The sequence below is a fragment of the Streptomyces sp. NPDC031132 genome (assembly GCF_055570595.1).
Genome location: NZ_JBVIGX010000032.1, coordinates 34,686 through 58,604 on the forward strand (window position 1 = coordinate 34,686; position 23,919 = coordinate 58,604).

Here is a 23,919-nt window from a genome sequence, read left to right on the forward strand (position 1 = left end):
GGGGGAGGGGGGGGGGGGGGAAAGTGTCGTTTTTCTTTTCCGTGGTGGGGGGGGGGGGGGGGGGGGGGGGGGGGGCCCCCCCCCCCCCCCCCCCCCCCCCACCGCGCGGATCGCCGGGATCATGGGCGCGAAGAAGACCCCCGACCTGATCCCGCTCTGCCACCCGCTGGCCGTGTCGGGCGTGAAGGTGGACCTCTCGGTCGCCGACGACGCCGTCGAGATCCTCGCCACCGTCAAGACCACCGACCGCACGGGCGTCGAGATGGAGGCGCTGACCGCCGTCGCGGTCGCCGGGCTCACCGTCATCGACATGGTGAAGGCCGTCGACAAGGGCGCCGTCATCACGGACGTCCGGGTGGAGGAGAAGACCGGCGGCAAGTCCGGCGACTGGACGCGCGCGTGAACGCCCCGCGCGGCGGCGACGCCTTCAGCCACGTCCCCGTACCCGCAGCGCCGGCGGCGGGCGGCACCCGGGCGGCCGAGCCCGACGCCGCGGGCGCTGCCCGGGAGCCCGGGCGCACCCTGCGCGGGCTCGTGGTCACCGCCTCGAACCGCGCCTCGGCGGGCGTGTACGCCGACCGGGGCGGACCGCTGCTGGCCGAGGGGCTCGAGAAGATCGGCTTCACGGTGGACGGCCCGCGGGTCGTCCCCGACGGGGATCCCGTCGAGCAGGCGCTGCGCGAGGGCGTGGCCGCCGGGTACGACGTCATCCTCACCACCGGCGGCACCGGCATCTCGCCGACCGACCGCACCCCGGACGCCACCGCGCGGGTGCTGGACTACGAGGTCCCGGGCATCCCGCAGGCCATCCGGGCCGAGGGCCTGGCGACCGTGCCGACCGCGGCCCTGTCCCGGGGCCTGGCGGGCGTGGCGGGCCGCACCCTGATCGTCAACCTGCCGGGCTCGACGGGCGGGGTGCGCGACGGCCTGGCCGTCCTCGCCCGGATCCTGCCGCACGCGGTGGACCAGATCCGGGGCGGCGACCACCCCAGACCGGCGGAGCCTCACGGGAGCCAGAGCTGAACGGACCCTCCTGGCCGGTGGTGCTCACCGACGGCGACGTCACGCTCCGGCCGATAAAGCTGCGGGACCAGAGCGCCTGGCGCGAGGTCAACCGGCGCAACCGCGACTGGCTCCGGCCGTGGGAGGCGACGATTCCGCCGCCCGCGCCGTGGGGGCCGGTGATCCACCGGCCGACGTACCGGCAGATGGTCCGCCATCTGCGGGCCGAGGCGAACGCGGGGCGGATGCTGCCGTTCGTCATCGAGTACCGGGGCCGCCTCGTCGGCCAGCTGACGGTCGCCGGGATCACCTGGGGCTCGATGTGCGCGGGCCACGTCGGCTACTGGGTGGACCGCGAGGTGGCGGGCCGGGGCGTGATGCCGACGGCCGTCGCGCTCGCCGTGGACCACTGCTTCGCGAAGGTCGGGCTGCACCGGATCGAGGTGTGCATCCGCCCGGAGAACGGGCCGAGCCGGCGGGTGGTGGAGAAGCTGGGCTTCCGCGAGGAGGGGCTGCGGCCGCGCTACCTCCACATCGACGGCGCGTGGCGCGACCACCTCGTGTACGCGCTGACGGCGGAGGAGGTCCCGGAGGGGCTGCTGCGCCGCTGGCACCGCGGACGCAGGCAGGGCACCTCGTCGGCGTAGCGAGTGGCTGCAGCGACGAGCCGACGGGCCTCGTAAACGAATAACCGTTCGAATTATCGGGGGCGGGGAACCGATTCGCCCATAACCTGATCCGAAGAATCACAAAAAAAGTCCGTGATATCAGCCAGTTCGTGCGACACACCGGTCCAATTGGCGGATCCGCCCGGCCGCGCCCCTCTACGGTGTGAGGTGTGAGCAGCAGCGGCCTCATCTACGCAGTCATTGTCGGGGCCTGGGCCGCCTACTTGGTGCCCATGTGGCTCCGGAGGCAGGACGAGCTGAACGAAGCCCGTCCGACGGAACGCTTCTCCACCGCCATTCGGCTGCTTTCCGGCCGGGCGGGAATGGAGCGCCGTTACGCCAAGGGGCTGCGTGAACGCGGCGACCAGGAGGCCGAGCCCCCGCACCGCGCGGACCCGGACGCCGCGACGGAAACGGTGAATTCCGTGGACGCCGACGCCCGGCCCGTCGTCGTGCCCCCGACCAGGGCGGAGCCCAGGTCGGCCGTGGCGGAGCGGCAGCGGCGCGAGCAGCGCCTGCAGGTGCTCGCGCGCCGCCGGCGCACCACCGCGCTGCTCTTCCTGATCTTCACGCTGGGTGCGATCGTCGCGGCGGTCGGCGGCCTGGGCTACCTCTGGGCGCCCGCCGTACCGGCCCTGCTGCTGAGCGCGTACATCGTGCACCTGCGGGTCCAGGAGCGGCGCCGCTACGAGTTCACCATGGACCGGCGCCGCGCCGAGGCCGCCGCCCGGCAGCTGCGCGAGAACCGCCCGCGCCGCCGCGAGCCGGAGGCCGCGGCGGGATCCGAACCGGACCCTGCGCCACCCGTCTCCCCGCAGGAGGCCGGACGGCGCGCGCTGGTCGAGCAGACCGACCACGCCGAGTGGGTGGACCAGCAGCGCGAGCGCGAGCGCGGCCCCGCCCGCGGGGACAGCTGGGAGCCGGTCCCGGTCCCGCTGCCGACGTACGTGACGGCCCCCGTCGCCCCGCGCGCCACCGGCCCGGCGACCCCGGACGCCTGGAGCGCGACCCGCTCCAGCACGGCCGAGCCGACGGACCCCCGCCTGCGCGCCCAGCCGTCGCCGGCCCCGAAGGCGGAGCCGAAGCCGGACCAGAAGCCCCAGCCGAACGCCCGCCCGCGCGGCCAGGGCCGCGGCCGCACTCCGCTGTTCGACCAGTACGAGAGCGACGACCGCCCGCGCGCCGCGAACGAATGACCGGACCTGCACGGACGCTCCCCGGTATCGGTTTTGGAGCACCCGCGCGGGGATGCTAATGTTTCACACGTCGCAAGGGCCTGTGGCGCAGTCTGGTAGCGCACCTCGTTCGCATCGAGGGGGTCTGGGGTTCAAATCCCCACAGGTCCACAGACGATGAAGATCCCGTCCGATCGCAAGATCGGGCGGGATCTTCGTGTTTTCCGGGGTCGTTCATCCCCTTGGGGCTCCCCCGTAGGCGACCAAGCCCAACTGCGTCCGGTTCCTGGGCACGTGGGGCGGCCGCTGCGCATCGTCCTGGGGCGTGCGGCATTGCGCGGGTTCTTCGGAGAATGGGCCCATGACGATCTTCGACGGTGGGACACGGCAGGCCTGGGGCGCACTCGGCGGGGCGGACGAGCTGGTGGGGCGGGTGGCCTACCGGGGCGGCAGCGGGCTGGGGGAGGGGCCCCTGCCCGTACGCGAGCTGGCGCGGGCCACCGTGGGGGTGTGCGCGCTGGCAGCGGCGGAGCTGGTCGCGGTACGGGCGGGACGCGCGGCGGACGAGGTGGAGCCGCTGGTGGTGGACGAGGGGGCCGTGGCCACCGCGTTCGTCAGCGAGCGGCACCTGCGGGTGGCGGGGCGCGAGCCGGTGAACTTCGCGCCGCTGTCGGGGTTCTGGCGGGCCGCGGACGGGTGGGTGCGGACGCACGCCAACTATCCGTATCACCGGACCGCGCTGGTACGGGCGTTGGGACTGCCGTCGGCGACGCCCGAGGCGCTGCGGGACGCGGTGGCGGGGCGCGGGGCGGTCGAGGTGCAGGAGCTGGTGTACGGGGAGGGCGGCCTGGCGGTCGCGGTGGCGGCCGAGTACGGGGACCCGCAGCCGCTGGTGGAGGTACGGGAGTACGGAGGCGCCGGGCGGGCCGGGCGCGCCGGGCGGTCTCTCGGGCCCGGGCCGCTGCCCGCGGCCGGTGTGCGGGTGCTGGACCTGACCCGGGTCATCGCGGGGCCGGTCGCGACGCGGACGCTCGGGCTGCTGGGGGCGGACGTGCTGCGGATCGACTCGCCGCGGCTGCCGGAGTCGGACGACGCGCACGCGGACACCGGGTTCGGGAAGCGGTCGGCGCTGCTGGACCTGGCGGAGGCGGAGGACCGGGCCGTCTTCGAGGGGCTGCTGGCCGAGGCCGACGTGGTGGTGACCGGGTACCGGCCGGGGGCGCTGGAGCGGTACGGGCTCGGCGCGGACGAGCTGCTGGAGCGGCGGCCGGGGCTGGTGGTGGCGCAGTTGTGCGCGTGGGGGTGGCAGGGGCCGTGGGCGGGGCGGCGGGGGTTCGACTCGCTGGTGCAGGCGGGGTACGGGGTGGCGGCGGCGTACGGGGCGGAGGGGGTGCCGGGTATGCCGGGGGTGCTGCCGGCGCAGGCGCTGGATCACGGGACCGGGTATCTGGTGGCGGCGGGCGTGCTGCGGGCGCTGGCCGCGGGGGGTGGGCGGGCCTTGCGGTTCTCGCTGGCGGGGACGGCGTCGTGGCTCGTGCGGGAGGTTCCGGCGGACGGCTCCGCCGGTCGCTCCGGGGAGGCCTATGCGGCGGAGCCGTGGCTGCGGGAGGTGGACTCGGGGTACGGGGTGCTGCGGTACGCGGGGTCGCCGCTGCCGTTCGGGGGGTGGGGGCGGGGGCCGTCACGGTGGGGGACGGGCCGGGCGGAGTGGCTCCCGCGGTAGCCCTGCCGGGCCGCTGCGCGGGCTCTTCTCCCCGCCCCGCCCTTTCTCCGTATCCCGGGGCTCCGCCCCGGACCCCGGTCCTCAAACGCCGGACGGGCTGGAAGGACCCGGGGCTCCGCCCCAAACCCCGGGGGCTCTGTCCCCGGACCCCCGCGCCTCAAACGTCGGCGGGGCTGGGGATGGGCCGGGCCGGCCCGGCAGGCCGGCGGACGGAGTCCGCCGCAGCGGTCCGAAGCCCGCGCAGCGGTGCGAGGGGCGCGTCAAGGAGGAGAGGGGCGCGTCAGGGGGCGAGCGGTTTTGCCATGCAGCGGCTCGAGTCGTAGTGGCGGTAGTGGCCGAACTTCGGCGCGAGGGTGTAGCCCGACGAGAGGTAGAGGGCTATCGCCTCCGGCTGCCGGTCGCCCGTCTCCAGGGCCATGCGGGTGCGGCCCGCCGCGCGGGCGTCGGACTCCAGTTCGGCCAGGATGCGGCGGGCCAGGCCCAGGCCGCGGGCCTCGGGGACCACGTACATGCGCTTGATCTCGGCGTCGCCGTCCGCGTAGCCCTCGTCGTTCTCGTCCTGGCTGCGCCAGCCGCCGCTGGCCACCGGCGTGCCCGAGGCGTCGTACGCCAGCACGTACAGGCCGTTCGGCGGGGCGAACATCGCCGGGTGGAGGGGTGTGACATCCCCCTCACCGCCGTAGAGCGCCTGGTACTCGAGCTGGACCTGGTCGTTGAGTTTGACCGCGTCCGGGTGGTCGTACGGCACGGCGCGGAGCTGGATCCCGTGAGACATCCGAACATCGTACGGAACGCTCCGGTTAGGGTGCGGGGATGCTCACCGTGACCTCCGTGAATGTGAATGGGATCCGCGCCGCCGCCAAGAAGGGGTTCTCCCCGTGGCTGGCCGGGTCGGATGCCGACGTGGTCTGCCTCCAGGAGGTGCGGGCCGAGGAGGAGCAGATCCCGGACGAGGTCCGCAAGCCCGATGGCTGGCACACGGTGTTCGCGCCGGCCGCCGCCAAGGGGCGGGCCGGGGTGGCGCTGTACACGCGCCGCGAGCCCGACGCCGTGCGGGTGGGATTCGGGAGCGACGAGTTCGACGCGAGCGGGCGCTACCTCGAGGCGGATCTTCCGGGTGTCACCGTCGCCAGCCTCTACCTGCCCTCCGGCGAGGCCGGGACCGAGAAGCAGGACGAGAAGTACCGGTTCATGGGGGAGTTCCTCCCCTACCTCGCCGAGTTGAAGGTGCGCGCCGCCGAGGGCGGGCGCGAGGTCGTCGTCTGTGGTGACTGGAACATCTGTCACCAAGAAGCGGACCTCAAGAACTGGAAGACCAACCGGAAGAACGCCGGCTTCCTGCCCGAGGAGCGGGAGTGGCTCGGGGAGGTGTACGGCACCGCCGGGTACGTCGACGTCGTACGGAGCCTGCACCCCGACACCGAGGGGCCCTACTCCTGGTGGTCCTACCGCGGGCGGGCCTTCGACAACGACGCCGGGTGGCGCATCGACCTCCAGGTCTCGACCCCGGGTCTGGCCGCCCGGGCCGTGAAGGCTTTCGTCGAGCGGGCCGAGACCCATCCGGAGCGCTGGTCCGACCACGCGCCCGTGACGGTGGTCTACGAGCTGGGGTCCTGAGCCCCTGACGCCAGCAGGCGGTCCATCGCCATGGTGAGCTCCGCCTCGACCACGCTCTTGGCGAGCGGGCGCAGGCGGGGCAGGGCCTCCTCCGTGAGGTGCGTGGAGATCAGCTCGGTGAACAGGGCCGCCATGGCGTCCGCGTGCTCGCGGACCCGGCGGCCGGTCTCCAGGACCGCCGAGAGCGGGACCCCCTCGCGGACCAGCGCCGAGGAGACGTCCAGCAGCCGGCGGCTGACGTGGACGATCGCGTCGCCGTCGGTGGCGAGGTAGCCGAGGTCGAGGGAGGCCGCCAGGTTCTCCGGGGTGACCTCGCCCTCGAAGTAGTCGGCGAGGGCCTCCGGCGTCAGGCGTACGGGGGTCTCCTCGGACCAGCCGATGCCGAGCAGCTCGCCGAGCTGGCCGACGTCGCGGCCGTTCTCGAAGGCGGCGGTCAGCTCGGCGATGCCGCCGAGGGTGTGGCCGCGCTCCAGCAGGGCGGCGATGGTGCGCAGCCGGGCCAGGTGGTGGTCGTCGTACCAGGCGATCCTGCCCTCGCGGCGCGGCGGCGGGAGGAGCTTGCGCTCGCGGTAGAAGCGCAGGGTGCGGACGGGGATGCCGGCCGCCTCGGCCAGTTCCTCCGTACGGTATTCACGCACTGTCGTCCCTGCTTCCGTCTGTTCCACAGGCGAAGCCTATGGCGTACCGGCAGTAACTTTCCGGGCGCGACCTCTACCCATGAGTACGGAGCTGCTCTACTCTCCCGATTGTGCCAGTGATTGCTGGCAGTGTGGGCGCTGTGGTTGTGACTGGGCTGGGCTGGGACTGCGGAAGCGGAAGGCGGCGGGCATGGGCGGCATGGGTGGCATGGACGAGCGCAAACACGTACGAGTGGCAGTGATCGGGTCCGGGTTCGGCGGGCTGGGCGCGGCCGTACGGCTGCGGCGCGAGGGGATCACGGACTTCGTCGTACTGGAACGAGCCGACTCCGTCGGCGGGACCTGGCGTGACAACAGCTATCCCGGGTGCGCGTGCGACGTCCCCTCCCACCTGTACTCGTTCTCGTTCGCTCCCAACCCCGACTGGCCGCGGACCTTCTCCGGGCAGCCGGCCATCCGGGCGTACCTGGAGCACGTCGCCGACACCTTCGGGCTGCGCCCGCACATCCGGCTGAACTCCGAGGTCCGGATGATGCGCTGGGACGCCGACGGGCTGAGGTGGGAGATCGAGACCGCGGCCGGGGAGCTCACCGCCGATGTGGTCGTCTCCGCCACCGGGCCGCTGTCCGACCCGAAGATGCCGGAGATTCCGGGGCTCGCCGAGTTCCCCGGCAAGGTCTTCCACTCCGCGCGCTGGGACCACGACTACGACCTGCGCGGCAAGCGGGTCGCCATGATCGGCACCGGCGCCTCGGCCATCCAGATCGTCCCGGCCATCGCACCCGACGTGGAGCGGCTCACGCTGTTCCAGCGGACCCCGCCGTGGGTGATGCCGCGCACCGACCGGGCCATCAGCAGCGTGGAGCGCTGGCTCCACCGCCAGCTGCCGTTCACCCGGGCGGCCCGCCGCGGGCTGCTGTGGGGGATCCGGGAGCTCCAGGTCAGCGCGTTCACCAAGCGGCCGAACCAGCTCGGGCTCATCGAGTCGCTGGCCAAGGCCAACATGGCGCGCTCGATCAAGGACCCGGCGCTGCTGGCCAAGCTGACGCCCTCGTACCGGATCGGCTGCAAGAGGATCCTGCTCTCCAGCGAGTACTACCCGGCGCTCGCCCGGCCCAACGTGGACCTGGTCGCCTCCGGGCTGAAGGAGATCCGCGGCAACACCCTGATCGCGGCCGACGGAACCGAGACCGAGGTCGACGCGATCGTCTTCGGCACCGGCTTCCACGTCACGGACATGCCGATCGCCGACCGGGTGGTGGGCGCGGAGGGGCGGACCCTCGCGGACCACTGGAAGGACGGGATGCAGTCGCTGCGCGGGGCGACGGCGGCCGGCTTCCCGAACTGGATGACGATCATCGGGCCGAACACCGGGCTCGGGAACAGCTCGATGATCCTCATGATCGAGTCGCAGCTGAACTACATGGCGGACTACCTGCGCCAGCTCGACGTCCTCGGCGGGCCCGTCGCGCTCGTGGCCCGGCCCTCCGCCGTGAACCGGTGGAACCGGCAGGTCCAGGTCCGCATGCAGCGGACGGTGTGGAACACCGGCGGCTGCACCAGCTGGTACCTGGACGCGCAGGGGCGCAACACGACGGTCTGGCCGGGCACCACCGGCGAGTTCCGGAAGGAGACGCGGAGCGTGGACCTGTCCGAGTACGAGGTCGTCCGCCTCCGGGAGGCCGAGCGCGAGCGGGTCCCGGCCCGGGCGGCGCAGGCCACCGCCGAGGAGGGCGTCGCATGAGCCGGCCGCCGCACGTCACCTCCGGGCCGTACGCACCTCCCACCGCCCGGCGGGAACTGGTCGCGGTCTCCGCCGACGGGTCCCGGCTGCACGTCGAGGAGCACGGGGACGAGGGCGCGCCGGCCGTGGTGCTGGCGCACGGCTGGACCTGCTCGACCGCCTTCTGGGCCGCGCAGATCCGGGAGCTCTCCCGGGACCACCGGGTCATCGCGTACGACCAGCGCGGGCACGGGCGCAGCCCCGCCGCCACCCGCTACGACACCACCGCCCTCGCCGACGACCTGGTCGCCGTCATGGGAGCCACCCTGGCCCCCGGCCGGCGGGCGGTCGTCGCCGGACACTCCATGGGCGGCATGACGATCATGGCCGCCGCCGGGCGGCCGGAGTTCGCCGAGCACGCCGCGGCCGCGCTGCTGTGCAGCACCGGCAGCGCCCGACTGGTCGCGGAGGCGCTGGTCGTGCCACTGCGCCCCGGGCGCGTGCGGACCCGTATCACCGGCGCCGTACTCGGCGCGCGCGCCCCGCTCGGGCCCGTCACGCCGGTCGCCAAGCGCGTGCTGAAGTACGCCACGATGGGCCCCGGGTCCGCGCCCGACAGGGTCGAGGCCTGCGCCCGTATCGTGCACGGCTGCCCCACCGGGGTGCGGTACGCCTGGTCCGAGGTGCTGGCCGGCCTGGACCTCGAGGCGAACCTGGCGGCGCTCACCGTGCCCACCGCCGTCATCGGCGGCAAGGACGACCGGCTCACCCCGATCGTGCACGCCCGGGCGCTCGCCGCCGCGCTGCCGCACTGCGTGGGGCTGACCGAGCTGACCGGCATGGGGCACATGACCCCGATCGAGGCCCCCGAGGCCGTCACGAACGCCGTGCGCGAGCTGAGCGCGCACTTCTTGAAGGAGGTCACGCAGTGAGTGCGCGCAGGAGTCTGGAAGGACAGGTCGCCGTCGTCACCGGCGCCGCACGCGGGGTCGGCGAGCTGCTCGCCCGCAAGCTGTCCGCACGCGGCGCGAAGGTGGCGCTGGTGGGCCTGGAGCCGGAGGCCCTCAAGGAAGTCTCCGAACGGCTGCACACCGACAGCGACCACTGGCACGCCGACGTCACCGACCACGAGGTCATGGCCCGGGTCGCGCAGGAGGTCAAGGAGCGCTTCGGCAAGGTCGACATCGTCGTCGCCAACGCGGGAGTGGCGGCCGGCGGCCCGTTCGCCGACTCCGACCCCGAGGCCTGGCGGCGGGTGATCGAGGTCAACCTGATCGGCGGGGCGGTCACCGCCCGCGCCTTCCTCCCCGTACTCATGGAGAGCCGCGGCTACTTCCTGCAGATCGCCTCGCTCGCCGCGATCACGCCGGCGCCGATGATGACGGCGTACTGCGCCTCCAAGTCCGGCGTCGAGGCCTTCGCGCACTGCCTGCGCGCCGAAGTCGGCTACAAGGGCGTCAAGGTGGGCGTCGGCTACCTCTCGTGGACCGACACCGACATGGTGCGCGGCGCCGACCAGGACGACGTCATGCGGGAACTGCGCCAGCGACTGCCCTGGCCGTCGAACCGCACGTACCCGCTGGGCCCGGCCGTCGACCGGATCGTGGCCGGCATCGAGCGGCGCTCGCCGCACGTGTACGCGCAGTGGTGGCTGCGCGGGATGCAGGGCGTGCGCGGCTACCTGCCCGGGATCATCGCGACCGTCGGGCAGCGGGAGATGAAGCGCTTCGAGCCCAGGCTGACGAGCGTCTCCAGGGGACTTGTGGGGGCCGGAGGGGCCGCCGACGAGAAGGAGCGCGCGCAGGACACCGGGCGCCATTGATCGAAATGCGAGCTTTGTCCGCTCGTGCAAATCTGGTCGAGCCCCAGTCCCCTACACCCCACCGGGAGTGACCAGCATGGGCATCAAGGACCAGTTCCAGGACAAGGCGAAAGAGCTCCAGGACAAGGCCGGGACGGCCGGGAGGAGCGCGAAGGACGAGGCGTCCGAGCGCGGTGCGCAAACCTCCGAGCCGGCCAAGAAGAAGAAGGAAAAGGTCCACGACGAGCTCGACGACAACTGGGACTTCTGACGCCCGGACGCCCGTACGCCAGAAGGGGCGCGGCCCGTGCAGTCCACGGACCGCGCCCCTTCTGCATGCCGGCGGCTCCCACGGCCCCTACGGCCTCGGCGGGAGCTTCGGACGCCGCAGGTCCGGTACGTCCGCGTAGCCGGGCGGCACCGCCGCGGGCTCCTGCTCGAGCAGCTCCAGCGCCAGGTACACGGCGTCGTCCAGCTGCGCGTGCCGCCCCTCCGCCCAGTCGAGCGGGGTGCGCAGGATCGCGAGGTCCGGATCCACGCCGTGGTTCTCCACCGACCACCCGTACTCCGGGAACCAGGCGGCGTTCATCGGCACCGTGATGACCGTGCTGTCGCCCAGGGTGTGCCGACCGGTCATGCCGACCACACCGCCCCAGGTGCGCTGGCCGACCACCGGGCCGAGCCCGAGCAGTTTGAAGGCCGCGGTGATCATGTCACCGTCCGAGGAGGTCGCCTCGTCGGCCAGCGCCACGATCGGACCGCGGGGCGCGTTGGAGGCGTACGACACCGGCTGGGCGTTGCGGGTGAGGTCCCAGCCGAGGATCGAGCGGGTCAGCTTCTCCACCACCAGCTCGCTGATGTGCCCGCCCGCGTTGCCGCGTACGTCCACGATCAGCGCGGGCCGCGACATCTCCATCCGCAGGTCCCGGTTGAACTGCGCCCAGCCCGAGCCGCCCATGTCGGGGATGTGCAGGTAGCCGCACTTGCCGCCGCTGACCTCGCGGACCACCGCGCGCCGCTTCGAGACCCAGTCCTGGTAGCGCAGCGGCCGCTCGTCGATCAGCGGCACGATCGCCACCCGCCGGGCCCGGCCCTCGCCTTCGGCGGGCTTGAAGGTCAGCTCGACCGTGGTGCCCCCGGCCGCCGAGAGCAGCGGATAGGGCCCGGTCACAGGGTCCACCGGCCGGCCGTCGACATGGGTGAGCACGGCGCCCTCCCGGATGCCGGTGCCGGCGAGCGGGGAGCGGGCCTTGGAGTCGGAGGACTCGCCCGGCAGGATCCGCGCGAGCACCCAGCCCTCCTCGCGGTGCACGAGGTTGGCGCCGAGCAGCCCGATGGGCCGCTGGTAGTGCGGCGGGCCTTCGTTGCGGCGCGCGGGGGAGACGTAGGCGTGCGAGGTGCCGAGCTCGCCGAGCACCTCGCGCAGCAGGTCCGCGAACTCGTCGGGCGAGGCGACCCGTTCGACCAGGGGGCGGTACTGGCGCAGCACTCCGTCCCAGTCGATGTTGCACATGTCCGGCTCCCAGAAGTACGCGCGGATCAGCCGCCCGGCCTCCTCGAAGGCCTGGCGCCACTCGGCCGCCGGGTCCACCTCGTGCAGGATGCGCCGCAGGTCCAGGTAGACGGTGGAGTCGCCGTCGCCGGACTCGGTCGCCGGTACCGCGCGCAGGTCCCCGTCCTCGTTGACGACGAGCCGGGTGCCGTCGCCGCTGACCGCGAACCAGTCCAGCCCGGAGGCCAGTTCGGACTTGCGCGCCTTCGTGATGTCGAAGTACTCCAGCGTCGGCTTGCCGCTGACGTCGGCCGGGTTGGCGAAGGTCTCGCCGAGCGCACCCGAGATCGGCCAGCGCAGCCACACCAGTCCGCCGCCGTGCACCGGGTACAGGGCCGAGTACTTCGACGCCGTCACCGGGAACGGGGTGACCCTGCTCTCCAGTCCCTCCACCTCCACGGTGACCGCGCCGTCGCCTTCGGGGGCGGCCTCGCCCTCGCCCGGGTCGAGTCCGCCCGCCGCCGGGCGGCCGTCGGGGGTGAACGCGAACGGCGAGGGGGTCGCCGAGGACAGCGGCACCAGGTACGGGCGGCAGCCCAGCGGGAAGGACAGGTCGCCGGTGTGCACGTCGTACACCGGGTCGAAACCGCGCCAGGACAGGAAGGCCAGGTAGCGGCCGTCGCGGGTGAAGACCGGGTGGTCGTCCTCGAATCGGCCGTTGGTGACGTCGACGATCGCGCGCGGGCCGGGGCCGGAGATGCGGGCCATCTTGATCTGGCGCAGCGAGCGCCCGATGCCCGGGTGCGACCAGGTCAGCCAGGCCCCGTCGGGCGAGAACGCCAGGTCGGTGACGGGCCCGTTGATGGACCGGATCAGCTCGGTGACCTCGCCGTTGGACTCCTCGCCGGCGTCGATCAGCAGCAGCCGCCCGTCGTTGGAGGAGATGGCGAGCCGCTCCCCGTCCGGATCGGAGAGCAGTTCCAGTACGCGGCCCAGCTCGCCGGAGGCCAGCCGGCGCGGCTCGCGGTCCCCGGAGGCCCGCGGGAGGTAGGCGATCTCGATCGCGTCCTCGCCCTCCGCGTCGGTTACGTACGCGACCTGCCCGCTGCTGCCGAGCATCTCCGGCAGCCGCACCCGCACGCCCGGGGTGTCGGCGATGGTCCGGGCGGGCCCGTCGCGGTGGGTGAGCCAGTACAGGCTGCCGCGGATGACGACCGCGCTGGCCCGGCCGGTGGCGTCGACGGAGAGCGAGTCGACGTGGCTCGCGGCCGGGACCTGGTACGTACGGCGGCCCGCGCGGGGCCCGCCGAGGCGGACGTCGAGCCGGCGCGGGGCGGCGCCGGCGGACAGCGAGTCGACCAGCCAGAGGTCCCCGGCGCACTGGTAGACGACCCGGGAGCCGTCGCTGGAGGCGTGCCGGGCGTAGAACTCCTCGTGGTCGGTGTGCCGGCGCAGGTCGGTGCCGTCGGGCAGGCAGGAGTACAGGTTGCCGATGCCCTCGTGGTCGGAGAGGAAGGCGATCCGGCCGTCCACGAACATCGGGGCGTCGAGGTGGCCCTCGACGTCCTCCAGCAGCTGCTTGCCGTGCAGCCAGAGGCGGCCGGTGGCGCCACCGCGGTAGCGCTTCCAGGCGGCGGGCTCGTGCGGGGGCTTGCCGGTCAGCAGCAGGGTGCGCCGCTCCCCGCCCGGTTCCTCGTGGACGGCGATGTCCGAGACCGGGCCCCAGGGGAGCCTGCCGCCGGGCGAGCCGTCGGTCGGCAGGCTGTAGGCCCAGGCGTAGTAGGAGAAGGGCTGGCCGTGCGAGGACACGGCGAGGATGTCGCTGTGGCCGTCCTTGTCGGGCGGGGTCCAGCCGCAGACGCGGGTGTCGGTGGCGCCCCAGTAGCTGAGCCGGCGGGCGGGGCCGCCGTCCACCGGGGCGAGGTGGACCTCGGGGTCGAGGCTGCGCCAGGTGGTGAAGGCGATGTGGCGTCCGTCGGGGGAGAAGCGGGGGTGGCCGACCCTGGTCCGGTCGACGGTGATCCGCCAGGCCCGGCCCGGGGTTCCGCCTTCGGGGACCAGCGGGGCGACCCAGAGGTCGTCCTCGGTGGCGAAGCACAGCAGATCGTCGTGGAGGTGCGGGAAGCGGAGGTACGCGCCGTCGTGACTCACCCCACAATGCTTTCCGCGCCAAGGGGGCATGGCAACTCGTACAGGTGATCCATGCCACTCCCTCAGCGAAACGGAACGGTTTCGTTTCGTTCGCGGCGGGGGTATCGTCATCGGTGTACGAAACAGTTTCGTTCGGAAGGGAGGTGCCGGAGATGTCCGAAGAAGTCTTGTCGCGGCGCAGCCGGATCACCCCCGAGCGGGAAGCCGAGCTCCACGAGGCGGTCCTCGACCTCCTCCGCGAGGTCGGCTACGAGGCGATGACCATGGATGCGGTCGCCGCCCGTACGAAGTCCAGCAAGGCCACCCTCTACCGCCAGTGGGGGAGCAAGCCCGAGCTGGTCGCCAAGGCGCTGCGCTGTACCCAGCCGACCTCCCTCCGGGAGATCGACACGGGCACGCTGCGCGGCGACTTCCACCGCATGGTCGAGCACTCCGACAACGCGCAGATGGCGAAGGACACCGCGCTCCTGCGGGGGCTCGCCCACGCCGTCCACACGAGTCCCGAACTCCACCAGGCATTGCGCAGGCTGCTCATGGAGCCGGAGATCTCCGGCCTCGACGAGATCCTGCAGCGGGCCGTGGACCGGGGCGAGGTCGCCCCGGACTGCCCCGCGATCCGTTTCGTGCCGCACATGCTGATCGGCGCCTTCATCGCGTTGCCGCTGATGGAGGACCGATCGGTGGACCAGGCGTTCCTCGCCGACTTCATCGACTCCGTGGTCTTCCCCGCCCTCGGCGTCTGAGTCCGCCCGCACCTTCCTGCTGCTCCTGACACGCCGCTCTCGTCGTCGGGCCGGCTTTCCACGCCCTGATCCGTCCCGGATCCATCCCACGACCTGAACGGGAGAACCGCCTCCGTGGCTACCTTCCTCTACCGACTCGGCAGGGGCGCCTTCCGGCGCCGCGGCCTCGTCGTCCTCGTATGGGTGGCACTGCTGTTCGCCGCCGGCTTCGGCGCGGCGACGGCGTCCGCACCCACCTCCGGATCGTTCTCCATACCCGGCACGGAGGCCCAGAAGGCCTTCGACGTGCTGGACGAGAAGTTCCCGGGCATGGCCGCCGACGGCGCCACCGCCCGCATCGTCGTCAAGGCGCCCGCGGGCGCCTCGGTCAACGACCCGCAGTACAAGACCGAGGTCGAAAAGATCGTCTCCGGTCTGAAGGACGGCCCGGGCAAGGCCGAGGTCGCCTCGGTCACCGACCCGTACCAGGCCCAGGCGGTGAGCCAGGACGGCTCCACCGCGTACGTCAGCGTCAAGTACACCGTCAGCGGCATGGAGCTGAAGGACGAGACGCGAGACGCGCTCAAGGACTCCGGCACCGCGGCCCAGGCCGCCGGGCTCACCGTCGAGATCGGCGGCGACGCCCTGATGACGGCCCCCGAGACGGGCTCCGGCGAGATCGTCGGCATCATGATCGCGGCGATCGTCCTGGTCATCACCTTCGGCTCGCTGATCGCGGCCGGGCTGCCGCTGCTGACCGCGCTGATCGGCGTGGGCATCGGCGTCTCCTCCATCACCGCGCTCGCCAACGTGCTGGACCTCGGCTCCACCACCTCCACCCTCGCGATGATGATCGGCCTCGCGGTCGGCATCGACTACGCGCTCTTCATCGTCTCCCGCTACCGCGCGGAGCTCGCCGAGGGCCGTGAGCGGGACGAGGCCGCGGGCCGGGCCGCCGGAACCGCAGGCTCCGCCGTCGTCTTCGCCGGTCTCACCGTGGTCATCGCCCTCGTGGGCCTGGCCGTCGTCAACATCCCGATGCTGACCAAGATGGGCTTCGCGGCCGCGGGCACCGTGGTCATCGCCGTCCTCGTCGCCCTGACGCTGGTCCCGGCGATCCTGGGCTTCGCGGGCAAGAAGGTCCTGCCGGCGGGCAAGAAGAGCAAGCTGTTCGGCAAGGCCAAGCCCGCCGGCGCCGAGCCGAAGGCCAACGGCGGCACCCGCTGGGCCCGCTTCGTCCTGCGCCGCCCGGTCATCGTGCTGCTCGTCGCGGTGATCGGCCTCGGCGCCATCGCGATCCCGGCGAGCAAGCTGGAGATGGGCCTGCCGGACGACGGCGCCCAGCCGGTCTCCACCACCCAGCGCAAGGCGTACGACCTGCTGTCGGAGGGCTTCGGCCCGGGCTTCAACGGCCCGCTGATGGTGGTCGTCGACGGCGACAAGAAACTCGCCGACGAGACGGAGGCCCGGATCAAGGGCCTGGAGGGCGTGGCCGCGGTCACCCCGCCGGCCCCGAACGAGGCGGGCGACGCCGCGGTCATCACGGTGATCCCGAAGGACCGCCCGTCCTCCGTCGAGACCGAGAACCTGGTCCACACGATCCGCGACGGCAGCGGGGACGACGTCCTCGTCACCGGCGCGACCGCGATGAACATCGACTTCTCGCAGAAGATGAACGACGCGCTGCTGCCCTACCTGGCGCTGGTCGTCGGCCTCGCCTTCCTGCTGCTGATGCTGGTCTTCCGCTCCATCCTGGTTCCGCTCAAGGCGGCCCTCGGCTTCCTGCTCTCGGTGGTCGCCGCCCTCGGCGCGGTCGTCGCGGTCTTCCAGTGGGGCTGGCTCGGCTCGGTCTTCGGCGTGGAGCAGACCGGCCCGATCATGTCGATGATGCCGATCTTCATGGTGGGCGTCGTCTTCGGCCTGGCCATGGACTACGAGGTCTTCCTCGTCACCCGCATGCGTGAGGCGTACGTGCACGGCGAGCGCCCGGGCCAGGCCGTGGTGACCGGCTTCCAGTACAGCGCGCGGGTGGTCGTGGCGGCCGCCGTCATCATGATCGCGGTGTTCTCGGGCTTCATCGGCGCCAGCGAGCAGATGATCAAGATGATCGGCTTCGGTCTGGCGATCGCCGTCCTCTTCGACGCCTTCATCGTCCGTATGACGATCGTCCCGGCGGTGCTCGCACTGCTCGGCCACAAGGCCTGGTGGCTGCCGGGCTGGCTGGACCGGCTGCTGCCCAACGTCGACGTGGAGGGCGAGAGCCTGCGCAAGCACCTCGAGGGTGCGGACGGATCCCCGAAGGCGGAGGGTCCGGACAAGGACCGCGAGCTGATCAGCGCCTGACCCGCCCCGCAGCACCTGTGGGCCCGGCCCCGCACCTGAACACCAGGTGTGGGGCCGGGCCCGTTCGTGTCGGCTCGCGTCGTGTCTGGCCGCCGTGGGCCTGGTCCCGGTTCGCCGGGTCCCGTTACGCCTACCGGGTGACGGGGGCGTTCGTGCGGCGCAGGAAGCGCCGCAGCGCGGCGATGTCGAACTGGATCACCGCGACGCCCTCGGGGGAGTGGAACTCGACGACCGCCTGGACGCGGCCGCAGGGCCAGACGCGTACGTCGCCGGTGCCGGTCGGGGCCTGGAGGCCCGCCTCGAGGAGGGCCCGCGGGAAGACCCACTCGTTGTCGGTGCCCTCGGGGGAGAGCCCGGCGGGGAAGACGATCCGTACGGCGAGCGGCTCGGCGGGGGCGAAGCGCAGGGCGACCGGGATCTTCCGGTAGAGGGGGTCGTCGGTGATCACGCGGGCGGTGACGCGTTCCTCGACGGCGGCGGCGACGACGGCTGTGGCGACGGCGGCTGTGGCGACGGCGGTGGCGGCCGAGGCCGTAGGGGGATTCTCGGCGGTGGCTGACACGACAAGACTCCTCTAATCGGAACATATGAGTCCGTATTGCCCCCAGCCTCGCACATTCCCACGAATCTGCGCGGCAGTATTTGTGACGCGGACGCTCTTGCCAAGGGTTTGCAATTGGGCACTATTCTTGAGCGGTTAAAGACTTTGCCAGCTCAAAGACCGCAGGAAGCGGAGCAGCCCCATGCATGTGCCCGACGGCTTCATCGACGCCCCCGTCTCCATCGCCGCAGGTGTCGCCGCCGCAGGCGCGGTAGCCGTCAGCCTGCGCGGCGCCCGCCGAGAACTCGACGAGCGGGCGGCGCCGCTCGCCGGACTCGTCGCCGCGTTCATCTTCGCCGTCCAGATGCTGAATTTCCCGGTCGCCGCCGGCACCAGCGGACACCTGCTGGGCGGGGCGCTCGCCGCGATCCTCGTCGGCCCCTACACGGGCGTGCTGTGCGTGTCCGTGGTGCTGCTCATGCAGGGCGTCCTGTTCGCCGACGGCGGGCTGACCGCCCTCGGCGTCAACGTCATGACCATGGGCGTCGTGACCGTGGTCATCGCCTACGCCGTCTTCCGCGGGCTGCTGAAGCTGCTGCCGGACACCCGGCGCTCGGTCACCGTCGCCGCCTTCGCCGGAGCGCTGCTCTCGGTGCCCGGCGCGGCCGTCACGTTCACCCTCCTGTACGCCCTCGGCGGGACCACCGACGTCCCGCTCGGCAAGGTGTTCACCGCCATGGTCGGCGTGCACGTGCTGATCGGCATCGGCGAGGCCGTGATCACCGCCGCGACCGTGGGCGCCGTACTGGCCGTACGGCCGGACCTGGTCCACGGGGCGCGCGGACTGGCCGCGCCGCTGAAGCTGCGCGTCGGCGGCGAGCTGGTCGACGCTCCGGCCGCGGCACCGGCTGCGGTGCCCGTGCCCGCGGCCGCCCGGTCGACGAAGCCCGTGTGGATCACCGGCCTGGTCACCGCCCTCGTACTGGCCGGCTTCGTCTCCTTCTACGCCTCCGCCAGCCCCGACGGCCTCGAGAAGGTCGCCGCCGACAAGGGCATCGACCAGAACGTGAAGGAGCACGCCGCCGCCGGCTCCCCGCTCGCCGACTACAGCGTCAAGGACGTCGACGACGCCCGCCTCTCTGGCGGCCTCGCCGGAGTCATCGGCGTCGGCGCGACCGTCGCCGTCGGCACCGGGATCTTCTGGACCGTGCGCCGCCGTCGCGCGGACGACCTGACGGCCGCCGGGGCCGTCTCGACCACGGCGGCCTGAGGTGGGCGCGGGCCACGCCCACAAGCTCTACCGGCACGGGCACTCGCCGGTCCACGCGCTGCCGCCGCACTGCAAGCTGGCCGCGGCCTTCGCCTTCGTCGTGGTCGTCGTGTCCACCCCGCGCGAGGCGGTGTGGGCCTTCGGGCTGTACGCCGTCCTGATCGCGGCGGTCGCGGCCGCGGCCCGGATTCCGGCCGGGTTCCTGCTGCGGCGGCTGCTGATCGAGGTCCCGTTCGTGGCGTTCGCCGTGCTCATGCCGTTCGTGGCGCAGGGCGAGCGGGTCAGCGTCGGCGTCGGCGGACTCGGCATGTCGCTCAGCGTCTCGGGCCTGTGGGGCGCCTGGAACGTGCTGGCCAAGGGCACCCTCGGAGTGGCCGCCTCCGTTCTGCTCGCCTCGACCACCGAACTGCGGGCGCTGCTGCTCGGGCTCCAGCAGCTGAAGCTGCCGCCGCTGCTGGTGCAGATCGCCTCCTTCATGATCCGGTACGGCGACGTGATCACCGACGAGCTGCGGCGGATGTCGATCGCCCGGCGCTCGCGCGGGTTCGAGGCCCGCGGCATCCGGCACTGGGGGGTGCTGGCCAAAACCGCCGGAGCCCTGTTCATCCGCTCCTACGAACGCGGTGAGCGGGTCCACCTCGCGATGGTCAGCCGCGGTTACGCCGGCTCGATGCCGGTGATCGACGACGTCGTGGCCACCCGCGCCCAGTGGGCGTACGCGGCCGTACTCCCGGCGGCGGCGCTCGCCGTCTGTCTGATGGGATGGATTCTGTGACTGCTGTGACTCCTGCGCCTTCCCTCGAAGTCTCCGGCCTCGCGTACGCCTACCCGGACGGGCACCAGGCCCTCTTCGGGGTGGACCTGACCGTCGCCCAGGGCGAGCGGGTGGCACTGCTCGGCCCGAACGGCGCCGGCAAGACCACGCTGGTGCTGCACCTCAACGGCATCCTCGGCGGGGGGGTCGGGACGGTGGCGGTGGCCGGGCTGCCGGTCGAGAAGCGGAACTTCGCCGAGATCCGGCGCCGGGTCGGCATCGTCTTCCAGGACCCGGACGACCAGCTGTTCATGCCGACCGTGCGCGAGGACGTGGCCTTCGGCCCGGCGGCGGCCGGGATGCGGGGTGCGGAGCTGGAGACGCGGGTCCGCGAGGCGCTGGAGCAGGTCGGCATGGAGGCCTTCGCGGACCGGCCGCCGCACCACCTGTCGTTCGGGCAGCGCCGCCGGGTCGCGGTCGCGACCGTACTGGCCATGCGGCCGGAGATCCTGGTCCTGGACGAGCCCTCCTCCAACCTGGACCCGGCCTCGCGGCGCGAGCTCGCGGACATCCTGCGCTCGCTGGACGTGACGGTGCTGATGGTGACCCACGACCTGCCGTACGCGCTGGAGCTGTGCCCGCGCGCGGTGGTCCTCAGCGAGGGCGTCATCGCGGCCGACGGGCGCACGCAGGACCTGCTGTGCGACGAGGAGCTGATGCGGGCCCACCGGCTGGAGCTCCCGTTCGGCTTCGACCCGCGTACCGTATCGGTGGCATAAGTCGGATCAGGCGATTGTTGGACCGCTCGTGAACATCCAGGGTGAGGTGGCGGAGGGCTTCGAGGCCGTCCGGGATGCCTTCGTGCGCAATTTCGAGGTGCTCGGGGACCGGGGCGCGGCGGTGGCCGTGTACCGGGACGGCCGGAAGGTCGTGGACCTGTGGGCGGGCCCGAAGGACGTCGACGGCGGTGACGGCGACGGCGACGGCGGCGAGCCGTGGGCGGCCGGGACCGCACAGGTGGTGCGCTCGGCCACCAAGGGCGTGGCCGCCGTCGTACCGCTGCTGCTGCACCAGCGCGGGCTGCTGGACCTGGACGCGCCCGTGGGGGCGTACTGGCCGGAGTTCAAGGCGGGCGGCAAGGAGCGGACGCTGGTCCGGGACCTGCTCGCGCACCGGGCCGGGGTGCCGGCGCTGGACGCTCCGCTGACCCCCGCCGAGGCGGTGGACGGGATCTCCGGGGCGCGTGCGGTCGCCGAGCAGCAGGCCTTCTGGGAGCCGGGCTCCGCGCACGGCTACCACGCGCAGACGTACAGCTGGCTGCTGTCGGAGCTGGTGCTGCGGGTGACGGGGGCCTCGATCGGACAGTGGCTGGCCCAGGAGGTCACGGGCCCGCGGGGCCTGGAGTTCTGGATCGGCCTTCCGGAGGCGGAGACGGGGCGCGTCGGCCGGGTGGGCCCGGTGGACCCGCCGCAGGCGGCGGGGGGTCTTCGGACCCGCCCCCGGAGAAACGTTACGGAGGCGTGGGCGGACCCGTCCTCGCCGACCCGGCGGGCGTTCGCGGCGATCACCCCGCTGCCCGACGAGAACGACCCGGCGTTCCGGGCGGCCGAACTCCCGGCGTCTGCGGGCATCGGCACGGCGCGCGGCCTGGCCGGCCTGTACGCGGCCCTGCTGGGCGACACGGAGGACGGTGCGCGGCTGTTCACCCCGGAGACGGTCCGGCTGGCGGGTACGGAGCTCTCGTCCGGGCCGGACCGGGTGCTGGTGGTCAACACGCGCTTCGGCCCCGGCCACATGCTGCACGGCCCCGCCTCGCCGCTGCTGTCCCCGGCGTCGTTCGGTCACCCCGGGCGGGGTGGCTCGCTGGGCTTCGCGGATCCGGAGGCGGGGATCGGCTTCGGCTACGTGACGAACGCCCACGCCAAGTCGGTCACCGCCGACCCGCGGGCCCAGTCGCTGCTCCGAGCCGTCCAGTCCGCACTCTGACCCCGTCCGGGCGCAGCGGGACGCGCCGTCGCGGTCAGCGTTCGCGGACGTCGGTCAGGGTGGCGCCCGCGTGGGTGATCAGGTCCTGCGGGGCCATCGGGAACACCGAGTGCGGGGTTCCCGCCGCTGCCCAGACCACGTCGTGGGCCAGCAGTGACCGGTCCGCCAGCACCCGGGTCCGGATCCGGTGCCCGAAGGGCGGGACGCCGCCGATCGCGTAGCCCGTGGTCTCGCGGACCAGCGCCGCATCCGCCCGGGTGACCTTCTGCGCGCCGAGCTCCCGGCGTACCGCGTCCACGTCCACCCGCGAGGCCCCGTCCATCAGGACCAGCACGGGCACCCCGTCCGCTGCGAAGATCAGCGACTTCGCGATCTGACCGAGCTCACAGCCGATCGCGGCCGCCGCGTCGGCGGCGGTCCGGGTGCCGTCCGGGAACGTACGTACGGTCACGTCGAGCCCCAGCTCGGCCAGGGCTTCCGCGAAGCGGGGATGGGTGCTGGTCGTCATGCGGGCACGCTAACGCCCGGCGGCCATCCCCGCGACGCCCTTTCCGGCGCCACCTCCGCAGCGGTGCCGGGTCAGGAACCCGCGTTCAGGACCGTCGCCACGATCGGGCCGGCCGCATCGCCGCCGTGGCCGCCGGCCTCGACCATCGCCGCCGCGGCCACGTCCCTGCTGAAGCCCGTGAACCAGCTGTCCGGGTTGCCCGCGCCGTCGACCTCCGCCGAGCCGGTCTTGGCTCCCTTGTCGGAGCCGCCCACCGAGCTCATCGCCTCCCGGGCCGTGCCGCTGGTCGCCGTCAGCTTCATCATCCGTACCAGCTGCTGCTGCACCGACGGCTTCATCCGCCGCAGGGCCTGCGCGACGGGCCGCCCGTCGAGCTCCGGCGAGACGAGCAGCGGCTGGCGGAAGGTCCCGTTGACCGCGGTGGCGGTGAAGGAGGCGACGTTCAGCGGATTCATGGTGATCCGGCCCTGACCGATGTACGCGGCGGCCGCCTCCGCGCCCGTCGCCTCCGGCACCTGGCCGTCGGTCGAGCGGATGCCCGTCTTCCAGTCCAGCCCGAGACCGAAGACCTCCCGGGCCTCCTTCGCCAGCGCCGCGTCGTCGTCGACGTTGTCGATCTGCTTGATGAAGGCGGTGTTGCAGGACTTGGCGAAGCTGGTCGCGAAGTTCGCGCCGGGCAAATCGATGTTGCCGAGGTTGTGGAAGGTGCGGCCGCCCCAGGAAGCGTCCTTGGTGCACTCCGCGGGCTGGTCGGCCGCCGCCTTGCCCCGGTCGATCAGCATCGCCGCGGTCACGATCTTCCACGTCGAGCCGGGCGCCCGCCGCCCCTCCATCGCCGCGTTGAACCCGTCCTTGCGGTTGTTGGCGACGGCCAGGACGTGCCCGTTGCTCGGCTGGACGGCGACCACCGAGGACTCCGGGTACTTGGCGACGGCCTTCTCGGCCGCCGCCTGCACCTTGGCGTCCAGGTACGTCTTCAGCGTGCTCGGCTCGCCCTCCACCAGCGTCAGCAGGGTCCGCTTCGGCGCGTCCTGCGCGAGCGGCTCGATCCACAGCTCGGCCCCGGCCTTGCCGCCCACCTTGCCGCCGTACGTCTGGCGCAACTGGTCGAGGACCGGCCGCAGCGAGGGGTACTTCTCGGCGCTCAGCTCCTCGCCGTTGCGGTCCACGGCCTTGACCGGTGGGGACGGCGGGGCGCCCGCGCGCAGCTTCTCGTCCTTCTGCAACTGCGGGTGGATCACCGAGGCCTGCCAGTCGACGAGCGGCTTCCCGCTGGTCACCCCGCGCACCACGGTCAGCTTCGACTCGTACGCGAGCGGCTTGCTGGTGCCCCCGTACGTGACCTCCGCGGAAACGCTGAACGGGATGGTCGTACCCGTCTGCGTCCCCGGAGTGATCACGGCCTTGGACACGTAGGCCTTCGCCCGGTAGTCGGCCACGGCCGTCTGCGCGGCCTGCACGTTGTTCGTCAACTCCGCGGCCGCGCCCGCGTCCCCGGCCGCCCAGGCGGCGAAGAAGGCCTTCGCCGTCTGCGCGGCCTCCTTGTCGGTGACCGGCCCGCTGCCCTTCGCGGCCTGGACGGCGGAGCCGCCGCCGCCCTTGCCGTCGCCGCCGCTGTCCCCGACCAGCGCGTACACCCCGTACCCGGCCCCGCCGACCATCGCGAGAAACACCCCGCCGACGATGGCACCCTTCGCCGCCCCGTTCACGTCAGTTCCCTCCACCCGTTCCCCCGTTCTCTGAACATGTTCAAAGAACCTCTGGTGCGGACCTTACGCTGTGCGAGCGGGTGTTGCGCAGGTTGT

At 72.8% G+C, this 23,919-nt stretch carries 21 protein-coding genes, 1 tRNA gene and 1 pseudogene; 17 read left to right on the forward strand and 6 right to left on the reverse strand.

Annotation, left to right across the window (positions count from 1 at the left end; genetic code table 11):
* Positions 1–97 precede the first annotated feature (97 nt).
* The 6 genes and pseudogenes from ACZ49B_RS31690 to ACZ49B_RS31715 all read left to right on the forward strand — a co-directional run.
* Positions 98–403 (forward strand): annotated as a pseudogene (locus ACZ49B_RS31690) (cyclic pyranopterin monophosphate synthase MoaC); the annotation flags it as partial.
* A gap of 119 nt (positions 404–522) precedes the next feature.
* Positions 523–1,023: a MogA/MoaB family molybdenum cofactor biosynthesis protein gene (locus tag ACZ49B_RS31695; protein WP_468312644.1), complete on the forward strand. Its 501-nt coding sequence runs from the start codon at positions 523–525 to the stop codon at positions 1,021–1,023.
* A gap of 17 nt (positions 1,024–1,040) precedes the next feature.
* Positions 1,041–1,649 (forward strand): GNAT family N-acetyltransferase, encoded by a 609-nt coding sequence (locus ACZ49B_RS31700; RefSeq protein WP_468312538.1) that lies wholly within the window; start codon positions 1,041–1,043, stop codon positions 1,647–1,649.
* A gap of 191 nt (positions 1,650–1,840) precedes the next feature.
* A complete protein-coding gene (gene sepX, locus ACZ49B_RS31705) occupies positions 1,841–2,866 on the forward strand; it encodes a divisome protein SepX/GlpR (RefSeq protein ID WP_468312540.1) in 1,026 nt (341 codons plus the stop codon).
* A gap of 76 nt (positions 2,867–2,942) precedes the next feature.
* A tRNA-Ala gene (locus ACZ49B_RS31710) sits at positions 2,943–3,016 on the forward strand.
* A 190-nt stretch (positions 3,017–3,206) separates the two neighbouring features.
* On the forward strand, positions 3,207–4,568 hold the full coding sequence (locus ACZ49B_RS31715) for a CoA transferase (RefSeq protein WP_468312543.1): 1,362 nt from the start codon (positions 3,207–3,209) through the stop codon (positions 4,566–4,568).
* A 280-nt stretch (positions 4,569–4,848) separates the two neighbouring features.
* Here ACZ49B_RS31715 and ACZ49B_RS31720 read toward each other — a convergent pair whose 3' ends face one another.
* On the reverse strand, positions 4,849–5,343 hold the full coding sequence (locus ACZ49B_RS31720; protein WP_468312545.1) for a GNAT family N-acetyltransferase: 495 nt from the start codon (positions 5,341–5,343) through the stop codon (positions 4,849–4,851).
* Positions 5,344–5,381: 38 nt separating this feature from the next.
* Here ACZ49B_RS31720 and ACZ49B_RS31725 point away from each other — a divergent pair, with 38 nt between their 5' ends.
* Positions 5,382–6,185, forward strand: coding sequence for an exodeoxyribonuclease III (locus ACZ49B_RS31725; protein ID WP_468312548.1), 804 nt, complete (start codon positions 5,382–5,384; stop codon positions 6,183–6,185).
* Here ACZ49B_RS31725 and ACZ49B_RS31730 read toward each other — a convergent pair.
* Positions 6,167–6,823, reverse strand: coding sequence for a MerR family transcriptional regulator (locus ACZ49B_RS31730; protein WP_468312551.1), 657 nt, complete (start codon positions 6,821–6,823; stop codon positions 6,167–6,169). The genes ACZ49B_RS31725 and ACZ49B_RS31730 overlap by 19 nt on opposite strands.
* A 208-nt stretch (positions 6,824–7,031) precedes the next feature.
* Here ACZ49B_RS31730 and ACZ49B_RS31735 point away from each other — a divergent pair, with 208 nt between their 5' ends.
* The 4 genes from ACZ49B_RS31735 to ACZ49B_RS31750 all read left to right on the forward strand — a co-directional run bounded on the left by ACZ49B_RS31735 (position 7,032) and on the right by ACZ49B_RS31750 (position 10,618).
* On the forward strand, positions 7,032–8,567 hold the full coding sequence (locus ACZ49B_RS31735) for a flavin-containing monooxygenase (protein WP_468312647.1): 1,536 nt from the start codon (positions 7,032–7,034) through the stop codon (positions 8,565–8,567).
* Positions 8,564–9,478, forward strand: a complete 915-nt coding sequence (locus ACZ49B_RS31740; RefSeq protein ID WP_468312553.1) for an alpha/beta fold hydrolase — start codon at positions 8,564–8,566, stop codon at positions 9,476–9,478. The genes ACZ49B_RS31735 and ACZ49B_RS31740 overlap by 4 nt, the downstream gene beginning before the upstream one ends.
* On the forward strand, positions 9,475–10,368 hold the full coding sequence (locus ACZ49B_RS31745) for an SDR family oxidoreductase (protein WP_468312556.1): 894 nt from the start codon (positions 9,475–9,477) through the stop codon (positions 10,366–10,368). Before ACZ49B_RS31740 ends, ACZ49B_RS31745 begins: the two co-directional genes overlap by 4 nt.
* 76 nt (positions 10,369–10,444) lie before the next feature.
* A complete protein-coding gene (locus tag ACZ49B_RS31750; protein ID WP_468312559.1) occupies positions 10,445–10,618 on the forward strand; it encodes a hypothetical protein in 174 nt (57 codons plus the stop codon).
* A gap of 87 nt (positions 10,619–10,705) precedes the next feature.
* Here ACZ49B_RS31750 and ACZ49B_RS31755 read toward each other — a convergent pair whose 3' ends face one another.
* Complete coding sequence (locus ACZ49B_RS31755) at positions 10,706–13,990, reverse strand: S41 family peptidase (RefSeq protein ID WP_468312561.1); 3,285 nt, start codon at positions 13,988–13,990, stop codon at positions 10,706–10,708.
* 152 nt (positions 13,991–14,142) lie between these two features.
* Between ACZ49B_RS31755 and ACZ49B_RS31760 the strand changes: the two genes are divergently transcribed.
* Together ACZ49B_RS31760 and ACZ49B_RS31765 are read left to right on the forward strand one after the other, a co-directional pair.
* A complete protein-coding gene (locus tag ACZ49B_RS31760; RefSeq protein ID WP_468312564.1) occupies positions 14,143–14,733 on the forward strand; it encodes a TetR/AcrR family transcriptional regulator in 591 nt (196 codons plus the stop codon).
* A 114-nt stretch (positions 14,734–14,847) separates the two neighbouring features.
* Entirely contained in the window at positions 14,848–17,055 is a 2,208-nt protein-coding gene (locus ACZ49B_RS31765) for an MMPL family transporter (protein WP_468312567.1), read from the forward strand.
* Positions 17,056–17,185: 130 nt separating this feature from the next.
* On the opposite strand, the gene ACZ49B_RS31770 is transcribed toward ACZ49B_RS31765, so the two are convergent.
* Positions 17,186–17,617 carry an SsgA family sporulation/cell division regulator gene (locus tag ACZ49B_RS31770; protein ID WP_468312570.1) on the reverse strand — a complete coding sequence of 144 codons (432 nt, stop codon included), beginning with the start codon at positions 17,615–17,617 and terminating at the stop codon, positions 17,186–17,188.
* A 181-nt stretch (positions 17,618–17,798) separates the two neighbouring features.
* Here ACZ49B_RS31770 and ACZ49B_RS31775 point away from each other — a divergent pair, with 181 nt between their 5' ends.
* From ACZ49B_RS31775 to ACZ49B_RS31790, 4 genes are read left to right on the forward strand one after another with little or no spacing between them, the layout of a single operon-like run.
* Positions 17,799–18,866 carry an energy-coupling factor ABC transporter permease gene (locus ACZ49B_RS31775; RefSeq protein WP_468312572.1) on the forward strand — a complete coding sequence of 356 codons (1,068 nt, stop codon included), beginning with the start codon at positions 17,799–17,801 and terminating at the stop codon, positions 18,864–18,866.
* A 1-nt stretch (position 18,867) separates the two neighbouring features.
* Positions 18,868–19,641, forward strand: a complete 774-nt coding sequence (cbiQ, locus tag ACZ49B_RS31780; protein ID WP_468312575.1) for a cobalt ECF transporter T component CbiQ — start codon at positions 18,868–18,870, stop codon at positions 19,639–19,641.
* The gene (locus ACZ49B_RS31785) at positions 19,629–20,399 is read left to right on the forward strand and encodes an energy-coupling factor ABC transporter ATP-binding protein (protein WP_468312578.1); all 771 of its coding nucleotides are present in this window, start codon (positions 19,629–19,631) and stop codon (positions 20,397–20,399) included. The genes cbiQ and ACZ49B_RS31785 overlap by 13 nt, the downstream gene beginning before the upstream one ends.
* 28 nt (positions 20,400–20,427) lie before the next feature.
* A complete protein-coding gene (locus tag ACZ49B_RS31790; RefSeq protein WP_468312581.1) occupies positions 20,428–21,606 on the forward strand; it encodes a serine hydrolase domain-containing protein in 1,179 nt (392 codons plus the stop codon).
* A 34-nt stretch (positions 21,607–21,640) separates the two neighbouring features.
* Here ACZ49B_RS31790 and ACZ49B_RS31795 read toward each other — a convergent pair whose 3' ends face one another.
* Together ACZ49B_RS31795 and ACZ49B_RS31800 are read right to left on the reverse strand one after the other, a co-directional pair.
* The gene (locus ACZ49B_RS31795) at positions 21,641–22,114 is read right to left on the reverse strand and encodes a YbaK/EbsC family protein (RefSeq protein ID WP_468312583.1); all 474 of its coding nucleotides are present in this window, start codon (positions 22,112–22,114) and stop codon (positions 21,641–21,643) included.
* 71 nt (positions 22,115–22,185) lie between these two features.
* Positions 22,186–23,823: a penicillin-binding transpeptidase domain-containing protein gene (locus tag ACZ49B_RS31800; protein WP_468312586.1), complete on the reverse strand. Its 1,638-nt coding sequence runs from the start codon at positions 23,821–23,823 to the stop codon at positions 22,186–22,188.
* Between the last annotated feature and the right edge of the window lie 96 nt (positions 23,824–23,919).

Coding starts and splice junctions, on each gene's coding strand:
- ACZ49B_RS31715 (WP_468312543.1), top strand. CDS start 3,207: ATGACGATCTTCGACGGTGGGACACGGCAGGCCTGGGGCGCACTCGGC.
- ACZ49B_RS31720 (WP_468312545.1), bottom strand. CDS start 5,343: ATGTCTCACGGGATCCAGCTCCGCGCCGTGCCGTACGACCACCCGGAC.
- ACZ49B_RS31725 (WP_468312548.1), top strand. CDS start 5,382: ATGCTCACCGTGACCTCCGTGAATGTGAATGGGATCCGCGCCGCCGCC.
- ACZ49B_RS31735 (WP_468312647.1), top strand. CDS start 7,032: ATGGACGAGCGCAAACACGTACGAGTGGCAGTGATCGGGTCCGGGTTC.
- ACZ49B_RS31740 (WP_468312553.1), top strand. CDS start 8,564: ATGAGCCGGCCGCCGCACGTCACCTCCGGGCCGTACGCACCTCCCACC.
- ACZ49B_RS31750 (WP_468312559.1), top strand. CDS start 10,445: ATGGGCATCAAGGACCAGTTCCAGGACAAGGCGAAAGAGCTCCAGGAC.
- ACZ49B_RS31760 (WP_468312564.1), top strand. CDS start 14,143: ATGTCCGAAGAAGTCTTGTCGCGGCGCAGCCGGATCACCCCCGAGCGG.
- ACZ49B_RS31775 (WP_468312572.1), top strand. CDS start 17,799: ATGCATGTGCCCGACGGCTTCATCGACGCCCCCGTCTCCATCGCCGCA.
- ACZ49B_RS31785 (WP_468312578.1), top strand. CDS start 19,629: ATGGATTCTGTGACTGCTGTGACTCCTGCGCCTTCCCTCGAAGTCTCC.
- ACZ49B_RS31795 (WP_468312583.1), bottom strand. CDS start 22,114: ATGACGACCAGCACCCATCCCCGCTTCGCGGAAGCCCTGGCCGAGCTG.